Raw genomic sequence first — 15,019 nt, 5'->3', positions numbered from 1 at the left:
TTCCCTACACAAACTTAGCCCAACAGCGAGCATTCCCGCTACAACCGAGCCGCTTACTTCATCGAAGAACGTGGCGCGACTGGCTGGTTGTCGTTGGAGATGGTCACTTCCACGCGACGGTTCATGGCACGGCCCGAACTGCTGCTGTTGTCAGCAACGGGATACTGCTTGCCATAGCCCTGGGCAACGATGCGCTTGGCATCTACGCCCTGACGAACCAGAGCAGCCATCACAGAAGTGGCGCGCGCCTGAGACAGATTCTGGTTGTAAGAATCCGAACCGGTAGCGTCAGTGTAACCTTCGATGATCACCTGGCGATCCGGGTTGTCCCGCAGGAACTGAGCCAGCTGGATGACGTTGGTCATGCCGCTAGGCTTGAGCTCGGATTTGTTCAGGTCAAACAGCACGTCGCCGAAGGTGACCAGGGTGCCGCGTTCGGTCTGCTTGGCGTTGAGGCTGTTCTGCAGTTTCTTGATCTGGGCGTCACGGGCATCAAGCTGGGCTTGAGCACGCATGGCGGCAGCGTTCTTGATGTCGTCTTCGGACGTGCGCAGGGCGATGGTCTGCTTAGCGAACTCAACACGCTGGTTGGTCAGGTAAGCCAGTTGATCGACCTTCTTTTCGTCGTCGCCATTGCGGAAGGCTTTGTCAGCCTTGTCCAGCCATTCGGAGGCGTCTTTGGTCTCCAGCGCCGCCAGGGTGGCCGACTTCGGGTTGGTCTGCAGCGACGAGAAGTTGGTGCGGGCGCTTTCCAGGTGGGCGTTCGGGTCCTGCGAGCAGGCGCTCAAGCTTACGGCCACGGCCAAGAGGGCAGGGAACATCAAGTGTTTACGCATGGGAGTCTTCCTTATAAGTCCAAAGTGCAAGGGCAATTACTGAGCGCTGCGCATGCCTTCCTGGCGCAGTTGGTCAACGGCCTGGCGGGAGTCATCCACCGCCTTTTGCGCCTTGGCGGCCTGTGCCTTGCGTTCTGCGACACGAGCGTCCCATTCGGCTTGCTCGGCCAGCATCTTGGCTTTGTCGTAGTTTTCGTCGTGCATGGCGATTTCAGCAGCTTTGAACTTGTCCTGAGCGGACTTGGTTTCAACTGCAGCGTACTGGGTACCACCGGCGCTTACCGCGCTGTTGACGGCCGATTGAGCCAGCGCATATTGCTCGGTTGGCGGGTTACCGGCGCAACCGGCCAGTACTAAGCTGCTGCCCAGCGCCAATGCTGCAAGCTTGAGCCCACGGAAAGCGTTGGACGAGGGTTTGGCAGTGCAAGTCTTCATGATCATCAACTCCATAGGAGGGTCCTCAAAAACACCGTGTGCATGGCAGCGGCGTACGGCGGCATGGCCGGTAATCGCATCTACTGCAATGGCTAACGTTTGGGACTCAAGTGTTTTTTGAATAGTTCACAAATCCGCCCGCTGCGTTTGTTTTTTCATCTAAACCGGGCTGGGTGGCCTGGCCGTGCGCAGCGCGTGCGTAGCGGGCGGCGCGTCACCCTTGGGCGCGTCGGCGTCGGTTTCGTTCATTTCTTGAAGGTGACGACGCGACAGCGCCAGGTAGCGAGGAGTAGGGCCCTCGTCTTCATACATAGGGTCGCCTTCCTCGTCAGTGGCAATAACCTTGGTGCCTGGCTCATAGGGGAAGCTGGTTTCCAGCTCCTCCAGCGCGGCACCGATTAGCTCGCCAAGCAGCTCCTCGGCGTGGTGCTTGGGGTACATCTCGGCCAAGGCCGCCAGGCGGGCGGCGGCCTCCACGTCCAAATGGATGCTGTAAGCCGTCTTGGTCAGGCGGCCTTTTGCGTTCTGTTCCCAGTGGCGGGCAAGCTCACGGATTTTCATGGGCACCTCATAGGTCGGATGATCGAGTAAAGCAGGGTCAACCGCCTGATCGCGATGTTCAGAGGCAGGACGGTGGCCACAGGGGTATTGAGCGGTTTTGCCCCGCCGCGTTCAGTGCCGCTGCGCTATCCTGCTACGGCTGTGCCCCTTTGACGGAGACACGAGATGAGCGAGATCGACGCACGCCTGCGTGAGCGGGTGCATGTGCTGGGCGAGCTGTTGGGCTCCACCATTGCCCGGCAATACGGCGAGGCATTTCTGGAGAAAATCGAGCGCATCCGCTTGGGTGCCAAGGCTGACCGCCGCACCTCTGAGGCCAGCCGCGCTCAGTTGCGTGAGAGCCTGGACAGCTTGTCAGAGGAGGAATTGCTCCCCGTGGCCCGAGCGTTCAGCCATTTCCTGAACCTGGCCAACATCGCCGAGCAGTACCAGCTTATCCGCAGGCGGCCGGAAGGCGACGCAGCAACCGAGGCCGCCAGCGACCCAGCGACCGATGCGTTGTACGCCGCCCGCCTTCCTGACCTGCTCGCGCGGTTACGGACTGCAGGGCACAGCCCCGAACGGCTGGCTCAGGATGTGAGCGGGTTGGAGATCGAGCTGGTGTTGACTGCCCACCCCACTGAAGTGGCCCGGCGTACGCTGATCCAGAAGTACGACGCGATTGCCGCGCAGCTTGCCGAGCTGGATCACCAGGACCTCACCAGCGTCGAGCAGGCCGCCATTCGTGAGCGCCTGCAACGGTTGATTGCCGAAGGCTGGCACACCGACGAGATTCGCCGTAGCCGCCCCACACCGGTGGACGAAGCCAAGTGGGGTTTTGCGGTCATCGAACACTCCCTATGGCACGCAATTCCCAGCCACCTGCGTAAGGTAGACGCTGCCCTGTTTGCCGCCACCGGCCAGCCCTTGCCGCTGGACGCCGCGCCGATTCGCTTTGCGTCCTGGATGGGCGGCGACCGTGACGGGAACCCTAACGTGACCGCAGCCGTGACCCGTGAGGTGTTGCTGCTGGCGCGCTGGATGGCCGCCGACCTGTTTCTGCGGGACGTCGACCAACTGGCGGCGGAATTGTCTATGCAGCACGCCAGCGACGCGTTGCGTGCCCACACCGGTGAGTGCGACGAGCCTTACCGACAGGTACTCAAACAGCTGCGCGAGCGGCTAAGGGCGACCCGTGCCTGGGCGCAGTCGGCGCTCAAAGGCAGGCCACCCCAGGACGACGCGGTGCTGCAAGACAACGCGCAGTTGTTGGCGCCGCTGATGCTGTGCTTTGAATCGCTCCACGCCTGCGGCATGGGCGTGATCGCAGACGGCCCCTTGCTTGACTGCATCCGCCGAGCCGTGACGTTCGGCCTGTTCCTCGTGCGCCTGGATGCGCGCCAGGACGCCGCTCGACACTGCTCGGCCATGACCGAAATAACCGAGTATTTGGGGCTGGGTCGTTACGAAGACTGGGACGAAGATGCCCGCGTGGCCTTCCTCTTGAGTGAGCTAAGCAACCGCAGGCCGTTGCTGCCTGCGTATTTTGACCCGTCGGCCGATACCGCCGAAGTGCTGGCGACCTGCAAGGAAGTGGCGCAAGCGCCCGCTGCCGCGCTGGGCTCTTACGTGATTTCCATGGCCGGTGCCGCTTCCGATGTGCTGGCAGTGCAATTGCTGCTCAAGGAAAGCGGGCTGCGCCGGCCCATGCGGGTGGTGCCGTTGTTCGAAACCCTGGCGGACCTCGACAACGCGGGGCCGGTGATCGAGCGCTTGCTGGCGCTACCCAGCTACCTCGCGGGGCTTGAAGGCCCTCAAGAGGTCATGATTGGGTATTCCGACTCTGCCAAGGATGCGGGCACCACGGCGGCAGCGTGGGCCCAGTACCGCGCCCAGGAAACGCTGGTTCGGCTGTGCGAGGCGCAAGGGGTGCCGCTGCTGCTGTTCCATGGCCGTGGCGGCACGGTGGGGCGCGGCGGTGGCCCGGCTCACGCGGCGATCCTGTCGCAACCGCCTGGCTCAGTAGCGGGGCGTTTCCGCACCACCGAACAAGGCGAAATGATCCGGTTCAAGTTTGGCTTGCCAGCCATTGCCGAGCAGAACCTCAACCTGTACCTGTCGGCCGTGCTGGAGGCAACCCTGCTGCCGCCACCCCCGCCAGCGCCTGCCTGGCGCGAGCAAATGGACCGCCTGGCCAGCGATGGCGTGCAGGCCTACCGCCGTATCGTGCGGGAGCACCCTGAGTTCGTTGAGTATTTCCGCCAGTCCACCCCTGAGCAGGAGCTGGGGCTGCTACCGCTGGGTAGCCGGCCCGCTAAGCGACGTCAGGGCGGCATCGAGAGTTTGCGGGCGATCCCCTGGATTTTTGGCTGGACCCAAACCCGGTTGATGCTGCCCGCCTGGCTGGGCTGGGAAACTGCCCTGGGCAATGCGCTGAAACGAGGCGATGGCCCGCTGCTACACACCATGCGTGAGCAGTGGCCGTTTTTCCGCACCCGGATCGACATGCTGGAGATGGTCCTGGCCAAAGCCGATGCCCATATCGCACTGCAATATGACGAACGCCTGGTGCGTGAGGCACTGCGACCCTTGGGTATTGAACTGCGCGACCTATTGTCGCACTGCACGCAGCAGGTCCTGGCAGTCACAGGGCAGCCGCGGCTGCTCGCCAGCAACCCCGAAACCCTGGCGTTCTTTGCCGTGCGCAACACGTACCTGGACCCACTGCACCGCCTGCAAACCGAATTGCTGGCACGCGCCCGAGCCCGTGAAGGCGCACCGGGTAGCGGGCTTGAGCAGGCACTGCTGGTCACCGTGGCGGGGATAGCCGCAGGGTTGCGCAACACCGGTTAGCCGGTACTGGCTCGCGCGCCTGAGGCAAGGCCTTGTTCGAGCGGCGCGGCCGTGGCCTGTCGCCCCAGGGCGCGCGTAGAGCGTTTCTGGGACGGTAGACGGCTTGTCTGCCTCCGAGCGGCTGTGTATCTTGGTCAGCCTTTTGGCCGATTATTCGGTCAGCCCGATTGTATCGGTGGCTCGCTGGTAGTTAGGTTTTCTCCTGGGGCACCGGCGTTGTCATATAAAAAAACATTTGAGGAGCACATCGATGCGCGTGATTCTGCTGGGAGCTCCCGGAGCCGGGAAAGGTACGCAGGCCAAGTTCATCACCGAAAAATTCAGTATTCCGCAGATCTCCACGGGTGACATGCTGCGCGCTGCCGTCAAGGCAGGTACTGAACTGGGCCTGAAGGCCAAGAGCGTGATGGACAGCGGCGGCCTGGTCTCCGACGACTTGATCATTGCCTTGGTCAAGGAGCGTATCGCCCAGCCTGATTGCGCCAAGGGCTTTCTGTTCGATGGCTTCCCGCGCACCATTCCGCAGGCTCAGGCCCTGGTAGCGGCCAATGTAGTGCTGGACTACGTGGTCGAGATCAACGTCGAGGACGAAGAAATCGTCAAGCGTATCGCCGGGCGCCGCGTGCATGAAGCCTCCGGCCGGGTCTACCACACCGTGTTCAACCCGCCGCGCGTAGCAGGCAAGGATGACGTCACCGGTGAAGACCTTATCCATCGCGCCGACGATACCGAAGCCACCGTGCGTCACCGCTTGAGCGTGTATCACGAACAAACCAAGCCGCTGGTGGATTTCTACCAGAACCTTTCCGCCGAGCAAGGCAAGCCTAAGTACGCCCAGATCCAAGGCGTGGGCACGGTGGAGGCTATAACTGCCAAGGTTGTCCATGCTCTAAGCTAAGTGCCCGCTTGGCATTCGAGAGCCCGTTCGCGGGCTTTCGTCGCTTATACTGCCTGCCTTTTTCTGCCCGGATACCGCAATGCCCACCCTGTTGGCCCTCGATACCGCCACTGAAGCCTGTTCCGTTGCCCTGCTGCATGACGGCAAGGTCCTGAGCCATTACGAAGTCATTCCTCGGCTGCATGCCCAAAAACTACTGCCCATGATCCAGCAACTGCTGGGTGATGCCGGCGTGGCCCTGAGTGCGGTAGACGCCATCGCTTTCGGGCGCGGGCCGGGCGCCTTTACAGGGGTGCGTATCGCGATTGGCGTGGTTCAGGGGCTAGCCTTCGCCTTGGACCGTCCGGTGCTGGGTATTTCCAACCTTGCTGCCCTGGCTCAAGGTGCCCTGCGCCGCAACGGCGAGGCGTCGGTGGCTGCGGCGATCGATGCCCGCATGGAGGAAGTGTATTGGGGCTGCTACCAAGCCCAGGCGGGTGAAATGCGCCTGGTTGGCGTTGAGGCGGTGCTGCCGCCACAGTGGGTGACCCTGCCGGCCGACTCATCGGCACGCTGGTATGGCGCCGGTACCGGGTGGGGGTATGCCGACCGCCTGGCCGTGCGGCCACAGGCCTGTGACGCCACGGCTTTGCCTCATGCCGAGGACGTACTGGCCCTGGCAGCCTTTGCCTGGGCGCGAGGAGAAGCCATCAGCGCAGAGCATGCTCAGCCGGTGTACTTGCGTGATAACGTTGCAACCCCGAAAGGCGCACCGCGCGGCTGACCTAATAGTACATAACAGTGCTGATTTCGAGGCTTTTCGACGGCAGGCTATAAACCTTTTTTGCGATATGTGGTCCAGTTAACACCAGCGTAAAGCCTACGCGGCTACAGTCCGCCACAGTGCCACCAGCCATTGAGAACCGGTATGCGTATAGACGGAGTCGCAGCGCGGTCATACCCCATCAAGCGCAAGCCCCGTACAGGGATTTCGCGGGTAGACGAAGCGGTCGATGAACAAGCAGCGGATGTTGAAGTGATCGAAGCCCGTCAGCGCCCTGCTGCCGGTGGCGGCCGTTCGCTCGTGACAACGCTGCCGTCTCGCTACCAGGACGATATTCTGCGGGGCATCAACGCCCGCGTGGCGTCTGCCTTGGCGAGCTACCTGACCACTGCCAGTTTCGGCGACTGGGACGGCGAGCTGGTTGGGTTGGACGTACACATCTGAGTACGCCAAGCCTGCCGTACCACCTTGGCTGCCCTTCCTGGAGCGATGCCGCCTGGCGCGGTGACCTGTACCCCAATGATTCTGTTCCTGCCCAGTGGTTGGGTTTGTATGCCGGCACCTTCAACGCCGTAGAAGGCAATACGACGTTCTACGCCCGGCCCGCTGACAGCACGGTTGCCCGTTGGGCGCGGGAAATGCCCGAGCATTTTCGGTTCACTGCCAAGTTTCCTCGTGATGTTAGCCATGCGCCTGACCTGATGCCGCAGTTGGATGCCGCCGAAGAATTTCTGCGGCTGCTGGCGCCCCTCGGGCAACGCGTCGCGCCCGTGTGGTTGCAGCTACCCGCAAGCTTTGGCCCTAATCGGTTGCCTGAGTTGGCGGCGTTCATTGAGCGCATTGCCCGGCCGCTTGCCATTGAGCTTCGGCATTCGGCGTTCTTTGCCAAGGGTGAGGAAGAACGGGCCGTCAACCGCCTGTTGAGGGACACCGGCACAGAGCGTATCTGCCTGGACCCTCGGGCCCTGTTCAGCGTCACTACCCAAGACCCTGCGATACGCCATGCTCAGGACAAAAAGCCCAACGTGCCGCCACGGCCGGCTGCGTTTACTCAACGGCCCCAGGTACGCTTCATTGGCTTGCCCGAGGTGATGGCCAACGAGGCATTCCTCACGCCTTGGGTAGAAAAGGTGGCGGAGTGGATCGAGGAGGGGCGTACCCCTTATGTGTTTCTGCATACCGCAGACAACCGTCATGCCCCTTCGCTGGCGCGGCATTTCCATGAGCGGTTGAGGGGGCGCCTGCCTGGCCTGCCTGAGCTTGCCCCCCTGCCTGAATCACCTGCGGCGGCTCAGTTGGGCCTGCTCTGACACTGGGAGGGTGCAATGCGAGGCCTGATCCTGATGGCAGTGTTTGCCCTGTTGGCAGGTTTGGCCTGGCGGCAATGGCCACCACCCGCGCGGTGGGTGCCCTGGGCACCGCTGAACGTGGAAGATGCGCCCAACTGGCTCACAGCCTACAAGTTGATGCGCCTGCGCAGCGACCCGCAGCGCTGCGCCGAGACGCTGGCGACCTCGAGCCTGACCGTTCGCGCGCAGGCCGACTCACCCCCTGGTCAGCGTTGCGGCTTAAGCCATGTGTACCGCGTCAGTGGTGGGCCAGTCCGCCTGAGCAGCAGTTTTTTGGCCACCTGCCCGCTGGCGGTGGCCTTTGCCTTATTCGAGCGCCACGGCTTACAGCCTGCCGCCATGGCGGCTTTCAATTCACCCGTCACGCGTATCGAGCACTTGGGCAGCTTCGCCTGCCGCAACGTTTATCATCGAAGCCAAGGCCGGTTAAGCGAACATGCCAGTGCCAACGCCCTCGACCTCTCAGCCTTCCAGTTGGCCAATGGACGTCGTATTACCGTATTGAAAGGCTGGAACGACGACGCCGAGGGGGCGTTTTTACGTCAGGCGCGTAATGCCGCCTGCCAGGCATTCAGCACGGTGTTGGGGCCTGACTACAACGCTGCCCACCGTAATCACTTTCACCTGGACATGGGCGGCTGGTCTGTCTGTCGCTGATGTATTTCGAAGTATTTCCAACAATGCACGGGTGCCCGTTTATCCTGTCTGAGGTTGAGCAGAGTCCCCTCTGCGGTCCTGGAGGCCGCCCATGTATCGCACACTATTACTGATTCTTTCGCTGAGCACCGTGCTGGACGGTTGCGCACCTTATGCGTCTGAAAGCTATGTACGCACCGAAGTGTATAGCGCACCTGTGCCCACCTACGAGTATGCCTACCCCTATGGCTATACCCAGGGCTACTACGTGCGGCCAGCGCCTCGCTACTACGTGGCTCCACCGGTGTATTACCGCCCGGCGCCACCCGTGATCTGGCGCGATGGGCCTTCCCGTGGTTGGCGAGACGGCCCACCGGGCTATTGGCGAGGAGGTGGCCGCCCAGGCTGGCAAGGCCATGGCGGCGGCTGGCGTGATGGCCCTGGTGGTGGGCATGGCTGGGGTCACGGTGGGCCTGGGCGGGGCGGCCGTGGGCATCGCTAGGCTCTGTACGAAATGAATTGGCACTCGGTGATGCTGCGTTAAAAACCGGCGAGGAATGCTCATTTACGATCAGTAAACTGGATCGCCAGCCCGGTCCGCTTCCTCGCCGGTTTCGCCTTGCCTGCGAGGCCCGGCCTGACCTTCGTTCCAAACCATTTCATACAGACCCTAGGCCTGGTTATAAATCAGCCAGGGGATGCCTGCCTTCCCACACCGGGCTGAAGTGCGCGTTTACCACGGCGTCGGGAATGGCGGCTACGTCAGGCCAATGCCAGCGGGGCGTGTTGTCTTTATCCACCAGGCGCGCCCGCACACCTTCGGTAAGCTCCGGGTAACGGCAGCAATTAAGGCTCAAGCCGTAATCCATACGCAGCACATCGGCCAGGGACAATCGCCGGGCACGCTTTAGCTGGTGCCAGGCCAGGTGCACGGTGAGCGGGCAACCACTCACAAGGTTACGGGCTGCCTGCGCAACCTGTGGGTCGGCGTGGTCGCGCCAGCCGGCGATAGCGTGCCAGGCCTGGACCGGCCCTGCCACGTCCAGCAGGGCGTCGATGGCGGCCCTGCGCGCCATCCAGGCGCTCGGTGGCCTATCTGACAGGGCTTCGTGCTCCAGTGCCCGTAGCAGGCTGATCAGTTGAACGTCAGCGCCCTCCTGCCAGTTGAGTTGCACCAGCCCATCGATCAGCGCGTCCTGCTGGTCGTCGCGCAGCAAGCGGTCCGCCAACCCGAGCTCCAGGGCATCGGTGCCGTTGACCTGGGCGCCGGTCAGGGCCAGGAACAGGCCCAGCTTGCCGGGCAGCCGGTTATAGAACCAGCCAGCCCCCACATCGGGGTACAGCCCGATACTGACCTCGGGCATACCTAACCGGCTGCTGGGCGTAACGATGCGAATGGCTGCGCCCTGCAACAACCCCATGCCCCCGCCCAACACAAAGCCGTGACCCCAACAGATCACGGGGCGCGAATAGGTATGCAGCCGGTAGTCCAGGCGGTATTCATGTTCGAAGAAGCTGGCTGCCAAGGCAGGCACCTCGCCCGGTTGTGCACGACAGGCGGCCACCAGCGCGCGTACATCACCCCCTGCGCAAAAGGCTTTGGGGCCATTGCCGCGCAATAGTACACAGGCGATGCGCGGGTTCTTCTCCCAGGCGTCGAGTTTTTCCAGCAAGCCCTCGATCATCGGCGGCGACAGCGCATTCAGGGACGTGGGGGCATCCAGGGTGGCGACGCCAATGTGGGCGCCATTGACCCCGATAAGCTCTTCAAAACTCAGATTCATCACAACCTCGGTTCAGCGCTGATTGGAATTATAGGGCCACACGCAGGCCGGTTTGATTGACAACAGAGAAGGGGTTTCCTAGTGTCCTGGGATTGTTCCATGGACTGCCACATGACCACCACTGACTCAGACAACGACCGCATCAAACTCGAGCCAAGCTGGAAACAGGCGCTCAAAGAAGAATTCGACCAACCCTATATGCGTCAGCTACGGGAATTCCTGCTGCGCGAGAGGGCCGAGGGCAAGGAGGTGTACCCGCCGGGCCCGTTGATCTTCAATGCCCTTAACCTTACGCCACTGGAGCAGGTGAAGGTGGTGATTCTCGGGCAGGATCCGTATCACGGGCCGGGCCAGGCCCATGGGCTGTGCTTCTCGGTGCAACCTGGCGTGCCCACGCCGCCCTCCCTGGTGAACGTCTTCAAGGAGCTCAAACGCGACCTGAACATCGAGATCCCTGGCAGCGGTTACCTGCAGCATTGGGCGGAGCAAGGGGTGTTGCTGCTCAACACTACCCTCACCGTGCAGCGTGGGATCGCCGCGTCTCATGCCAAAAAGGGCTGGGAGCCGTTCACTGACCGCATCATCCAGACGGTGAGCGACCAGTGCGAGCACGTGGTGTTTCTACTGTGGGGCGCTCATGCGCAGAGCAAGACCAAGCTGATTGACCCTACGAAGCATTTGATCCTCAAGTCGGTTCACCCTTCGCCGTTATCCGCGCACAAAGGGTTTATCGGCAATGGTCACTTCAGCAAAGCCAACCGCTTTCTGGAAGACCATCACCTGCCCCCCATCGACTGGCGCTTGTAGTCAGCCGCGAGGGGGGCGGTTCCAGCGGCGGAAGATCGGCTCGGCAAGAAACAGCACAAACATCAGCCGCATCACTTGCAGGGCCGTGACCAGCGGCACTGACAACTGGAGGGTTTCAGCAGTCAGGCTCATTTCCGCGATACCCCCTGGCATCATGCCCAAGGTCAGGGAGCGCAGGTCCAGCGCCGTGGCCGCGCTCAGTAACCAGGCCGCGAGGCCCGCCACCAGCATGGTAAGCAGGGTGCCGATCAAGGTGCGCCCAAGGAAGGATGGCGCGCGGCGGAAGAACGCTCGCTTGAAATGACAACCCAGCCCGCTGCCGATCAGCCACTGGCCTATTTGACTACCACCCTGCGGCAGGCCGCCCTGCAGGTCGAAGCCGATACTTAGCGCCGCCGTGACCACCAGCGGGCCGAACAGCCAGGGGTTGGGCTGCCCCAAGGCTTGCCACGCCAGGGCTGCGCCTACCCCGAGCAGGCCTATCAGCAGCAACCACGCCCAGCCTAGCTCGCCGCCGTGATGGGTAAGGGCACCTTCGCCGAGCAAGTACGTGAAGACGGCCGGCACCAGCAACACGACCAGCAATACCCGCAAGCTCTGGCCCGCCGCAACCTGGCCCAGGTTGGCGCCGTTGCGAGCACCCAGATTGACCATCTCTCCAGACCCGCCCGGCATGCTGGAGAAAAACGCCGTGGCCCGATCTTCGCCCGTGCGCAGCAGCAGCCACACACTGGCCAGGCTGGACAGGCTGGTCACTAGCGCACCCAGTACGATCAGCACCCAATGGGCGGCGACCTGTTCGAGGACTACAGGGGTAAAGTGCAGGCCGATGCCGATGCCGATGATCCACTGGCCACAGCGGCGGCCGTTAGGGATTTCGCGCAGCTGCCATGGGGTGGCACAGCGCACCAGGATGACCGCCAGCAGTGCGCCAGTCATCCAGGGGAGCGGCCAGCCTGCAAGGCTGGCAAGGTAGCCGCCGATCAGCCCTACCAGGGCGGTGAAGCCCCAGGCGGGAAGGGCGGGCTCAGACGCTTGTGGCATGACGAGCGCGGCTGCGTTTGCGCCAGATGCGCAGCAGGGGCAGCACTAGCATGATGGCTGTCAGTACCCAAACACCGATGGTGATTGGGCTGCTCGCGAGGATGTGCAAATCGCCATTGGAGATGGACAACGCACGACGCAGGTTCTGCTCCATCAGACCGCCCAGGATAAAGCCCAGAAGCAGTGGCGAGAGGGGGAAATCCAGCTTGCGCAGGATGTACCCGAAGATACCGATGCCTACCATCAGGAACAGGTCGAAGGTAGTGGCGTGCACCGCATAGACACCAATACCGGTGATGATGGCGATGATAGGCACAAGCGCCCAGTTCGGCACTGAGAGGATGCGGGTGAACACGCGGATCATCGGGATGTTGAGGATCACCAGCATCACGTTAGCGATGAACAGCGAGGCGATCAGCCCCCAGACGATATCGGGTTGTTGTTCGAACAGCAGCGGGCCCGGGGTGATGTTGTACAGGCTGAGGGCACCGATCATCACGGCGGTGGTGCCTGACCCTGGCACGCCGAGGGTAAGCATCGGCACCAGCGCGCCACAGGCGGCAGCGCCAATGGCAGTTTCAGGTGCCGCCAGGCCACGCAGGTCACCCTGCCCAAACTTGCCCGTGGTACCGGCCATGCGCTTTTCGGTCATGTAGGCCACGGCACTGGCCAATGTCGCGCCTGCGCCGGGCAGCACGCCCATGATAAAGCCCATGAAGCCACAACGAACGTTCACGAGCCATACGCTCCCGGCTTCCTTGAGGTTGAACATCATGCGCCCGGTCGCTTGGGCGGCGGCATGGCCGTGGTGGGTTTTTTCCAGCAGCAGCAGGATCTCTGACACCGAGAACAGGCCCAGCACCAGCACCACGAATTGAATCCCGTCAGCCAGGTGTACGCTGTCGCCGGTGAAGCGGTACACGCCACTGTTGGCGTCGATGCCGATGGTGGACAGGAACAGCCCAATAAGCGCGGCCACGAACGTTTTCAGCGGCCGATTACCCGCCATGCCGCCGAGGCAAACGATGGCGAACACCATCAGCACGAAGTACTCAGCCGGCCCGAAAGCAATCGCCCATTTGGCCAGCAAGGGCGCGAACAGCACCATGCCGCAGGTGGCGATGAACGCCCCGATGAACGAGCTCCACGCCGACAACGACAAGGCCACGCCTGCCAACCCCTGGCGCGCCAGGGGGTAGCCGTCCAACGTGGTCATCACGGTAGAGGCTTCGCCCGGGATGTTCAGCAAGATGGAGCTGATGCGCCCGCCGTATTCGCAGCCCAGGTAGACCGCTGCACACAGGATCAGGGCCGATTCCGGTGGCAGGCCCAGGGCGAAGGCGATAGGGATCAGCAGCGCTACGCCGTTGATAGGCCCCAGGCCTGGCAGCAAGCCAACCACGGTACCGATCAAGGTGCCGCACAGGGCTGTGATCAGGTTGTAGGGGGTAAGGGCAACGCCAAAGCCTTGCCCGAGGTAATCAAGCGTGTTCATGTGTCAGTTCTCCAGCACGTCGAGCAGGCCCATGGGCAGCGGAACGTCCATCACACGATCGAACAGGAAATAAAGGCCGATGACGGCGATCGGGATGATCACCAGCGTCGGCGCCCAGCGACCGCCGTACAACCGGGCCATCGGTATGCCCACCAACAAGGCACTGAGGATGAAGCCCAGCGGCTCGAACAGGCCTGCAAACAACAGCAGGAGCAGAACGCACGCCGCTATCTTGGTCAGGGTAGGGCGGTCCAGCGCCGGCTCGTCTTCACTGTGCTCAACGGCTACCGGGCGCGCGATCATGTACACCAGTGCCAGGCCCATCAGCGCCAGCAATAGCAGCGGGTAAGCCCGTGGGCCTACGGGTTCATAGGAAAAGGCCGCCTGGTACGGCCAAGCCATGATCGCCAGTGCAACGCACACGACCAGTAGCGCCGCGGCGAACAGCCGTTGCAGTGTTTTCATTGTTTTTCTCCGACGCGCCCATGTAGCCATGGGCGCAGGGGGGTCACTGGATCAGCCCGAACTCTTTGGCCAAGGTCTTGTAGTCAGCTACCTGTTTTTTCACGTAGGTGTCCAGCTCCTGACCCGTCATGGCAAAGGGGAAGAGCTCGCGCTGGTCACGCAGCTTGGCGAACTCGTCGCTGGCCAATAGCTTGTCGAAAGTACCTTTCCACCAGTTGTACTCTTCGTCACTGACCTTAGGCCCTACATAGAAGCCACGGACCACTGGCCACTCGATGTCGTAGCCCTGCTCTTTGGCGGTGGGGATGTCTTTCATTTCCGGCTCGTCCAGGCGTTTGTCGGAGAACACCGCCAGGATGCGCATGTTGCCCGCTTGGATGTGCGGCATGGAGTCGGAAATGTCCGTGCTGCCTACCTGAATGTGGCCGCCCAGCAAGGCCGTGGCGATCTCGCCGCCGCCTTCGAGCGCGACATAGCGAAGGTCACGCGGGTTGATGCCGGCCGCTTTGGCCAGTAGCGCGGTTTGCATCCAGTCCTGGCTGCCCACGGTACCGCCGGAACCGATCACCACTTTGCTCGGGTCGGCCTTGAGGGCCTCGACCAAGTCCTTGAGGTTTTTGTAAGGGGAGTCGCTCTTGACCGCAATGGCGCCATAGCTGGTGCCGACGGCGGCCAGCCAACGTACGGCGTTTTCGTCGTAGCGGCCGAACTTGCCTTGGGCCAGATTGAGCAGTGAGCCACTGGACCAGGCCACCAGCGTGCCGGCGTCGTCAGGGCGCTGGGCAACCACCGCGTTGTAGGCCACCGCGCCGACACCGCCAGGCATGTAGGTCACTCGCATAGGCTTTTCAAGCAGCTTCTGGTTGAGCAGGGCGCTTTGGACGAGTTTGCAGGTGAGGTCGAAACCACCACCCGGCGAGGCTGGGGCAATGCATTCAGGGCGCTTGGGTTCGGCTGCAAGGGTGGGGGTTGCGAGTGCCAGGCAGGTAACGGCCAGCACGAGGGGGCGCAGTATCGCGTTCATGGTAACTCCACTGTTGTTTTTGTTGTTCGGCAGGTCGGTGCCCGCCTTAGTTAAGCCTGACGCGTAAAACTTTCACCAACCTTTCAAAAA

General features: G+C 62.4%; 16 protein-coding genes. 8 read left to right on the top strand and 8 right to left on the bottom strand.

Annotated features, from left to right (window positions below):
* Nucleotides 1–53: 53 nt before the first annotated feature.
* The 3 genes from lptF to AC4LE2_RS15620 form a co-directional block, all read right to left on the bottom strand.
* Nucleotides 54–836, bottom strand: coding sequence for a lipotoxin F family OmpA-related lipoprotein LptF (gene lptF / locus AC4LE2_RS15630; protein ID WP_491826626.1), 783 nt, complete (start codon nucleotides 834–836; stop codon nucleotides 54–56).
* A gap of 36 nt (nucleotides 837–872) precedes the next feature.
* A complete protein-coding gene (locus tag AC4LE2_RS15625; RefSeq protein WP_491826625.1) occupies nucleotides 873–1,286 on the bottom strand; it encodes a DUF4398 domain-containing protein in 414 nt (137 codons plus the stop codon).
* A 144-nt stretch (nucleotides 1,287–1,430) separates the two neighbouring features.
* Nucleotides 1,431–1,832 (bottom strand): pilin assembly protein, encoded by a 402-nt coding sequence (locus AC4LE2_RS15620; RefSeq protein ID WP_491826624.1) that lies wholly within the window; start codon nucleotides 1,830–1,832, stop codon nucleotides 1,431–1,433.
* Nucleotides 1,833–1,997: 165 nt separating this feature from the next.
* Here AC4LE2_RS15620 and ppc point away from each other — a divergent pair, with 165 nt between their 5' ends.
* The 7 genes from ppc (at nucleotide 1,998) to AC4LE2_RS15585 (ending at nucleotide 8,812) form a co-directional block, all read left to right on the top strand.
* Nucleotides 1,998–4,664, top strand: coding sequence for a phosphoenolpyruvate carboxylase (ppc, locus tag AC4LE2_RS15615; protein WP_491826623.1), 2,667 nt, complete (start codon nucleotides 1,998–2,000; stop codon nucleotides 4,662–4,664).
* 250 nt (nucleotides 4,665–4,914) lie between these two features.
* Nucleotides 4,915–5,562, top strand: coding sequence for an adenylate kinase (adk, locus tag AC4LE2_RS15610; RefSeq protein ID WP_491826622.1), 648 nt, complete (start codon nucleotides 4,915–4,917; stop codon nucleotides 5,560–5,562).
* A 79-nt stretch (nucleotides 5,563–5,641) separates the two neighbouring features.
* A complete protein-coding gene (gene tsaB, locus AC4LE2_RS15605) occupies nucleotides 5,642–6,325 on the top strand; it encodes a tRNA (adenosine(37)-N6)-threonylcarbamoyltransferase complex dimerization subunit type 1 TsaB (RefSeq protein WP_491826621.1) in 684 nt (227 codons plus the stop codon).
* 144 nt (nucleotides 6,326–6,469) lie between these two features.
* Nucleotides 6,470–6,769: a hypothetical protein gene (locus tag AC4LE2_RS15600; RefSeq protein ID WP_491826620.1), complete on the top strand. Its 300-nt coding sequence runs from the start codon at nucleotides 6,470–6,472 to the stop codon at nucleotides 6,767–6,769.
* The gene (locus tag AC4LE2_RS15595; protein ID WP_491828152.1) at nucleotides 6,766–7,635 is read left to right on the top strand and encodes a DUF72 domain-containing protein; all 870 of its coding nucleotides are present in this window, start codon (nucleotides 6,766–6,768) and stop codon (nucleotides 7,633–7,635) included. Before AC4LE2_RS15600 ends, AC4LE2_RS15595 begins: the two co-directional genes overlap by 4 nt.
* Before the next feature lie 15 nt (nucleotides 7,636–7,650).
* Nucleotides 7,651–8,331, top strand: a complete 681-nt coding sequence (locus tag AC4LE2_RS15590) for an extensin-like domain-containing protein (protein ID WP_491826619.1) — start codon at nucleotides 7,651–7,653, stop codon at nucleotides 8,329–8,331.
* Nucleotides 8,332–8,422: 91 nt separating this feature from the next.
* Entirely contained in the window at nucleotides 8,423–8,812 is a 390-nt protein-coding gene (locus AC4LE2_RS15585; protein WP_491826618.1) for a hypothetical protein, read from the top strand.
* A 178-nt stretch (nucleotides 8,813–8,990) separates the two neighbouring features.
* On the opposite strand, the gene dspII is transcribed toward AC4LE2_RS15585, so the two are convergent.
* On the bottom strand, nucleotides 8,991–10,094 hold the full coding sequence (dspII, locus tag AC4LE2_RS15580) for an enoyl-CoA hydratase/isomerase DspII (protein WP_491826617.1): 1,104 nt from the start codon (nucleotides 10,092–10,094) through the stop codon (nucleotides 8,991–8,993).
* 111 nt (nucleotides 10,095–10,205) lie between these two features.
* On the opposite strand from dspII, the gene ung reads away from it, so the two are divergent.
* Nucleotides 10,206–10,901: a uracil-DNA glycosylase gene (ung, locus tag AC4LE2_RS15575; RefSeq protein ID WP_491826616.1), complete on the top strand. Its 696-nt coding sequence runs from the start codon at nucleotides 10,206–10,208 to the stop codon at nucleotides 10,899–10,901.
* Here ung and AC4LE2_RS15570 read toward each other — a convergent pair whose 3' ends face one another.
* From AC4LE2_RS15570 to AC4LE2_RS15555, 4 genes are read right to left on the bottom strand one after another with little or no spacing between them, the layout of a single operon-like run.
* Nucleotides 10,902–11,945 carry an AbrB family transcriptional regulator gene (locus tag AC4LE2_RS15570; RefSeq protein WP_491826615.1) on the bottom strand — a complete coding sequence of 348 codons (1,044 nt, stop codon included), beginning with the start codon at nucleotides 11,943–11,945 and terminating at the stop codon, nucleotides 10,902–10,904.
* Entirely contained in the window at nucleotides 11,929–13,440 is a 1,512-nt protein-coding gene (locus AC4LE2_RS15565) for a tripartite tricarboxylate transporter permease (protein WP_491826614.1), read from the bottom strand. Before AC4LE2_RS15565 ends, AC4LE2_RS15570 begins: the two co-directional genes overlap by 17 nt.
* A gap of 3 nt (nucleotides 13,441–13,443) precedes the next feature.
* A complete protein-coding gene (locus AC4LE2_RS15560; RefSeq protein WP_491826613.1) occupies nucleotides 13,444–13,905 on the bottom strand; it encodes a tripartite tricarboxylate transporter TctB family protein in 462 nt (153 codons plus the stop codon).
* A 43-nt stretch (nucleotides 13,906–13,948) separates the two neighbouring features.
* Nucleotides 13,949–14,929 carry a Bug family tripartite tricarboxylate transporter substrate binding protein gene (locus tag AC4LE2_RS15555; protein WP_491826612.1) on the bottom strand — a complete coding sequence of 327 codons (981 nt, stop codon included), beginning with the start codon at nucleotides 14,927–14,929 and terminating at the stop codon, nucleotides 13,949–13,951.
* Between the last annotated feature and the right edge of the window lie 90 nt (nucleotides 14,930–15,019).

Source organism: Pseudomonas sp. 9.3L (genome assembly GCF_058536285.1).
This window is presented reverse-complemented; position numbering and strand designations above follow the sequence as displayed.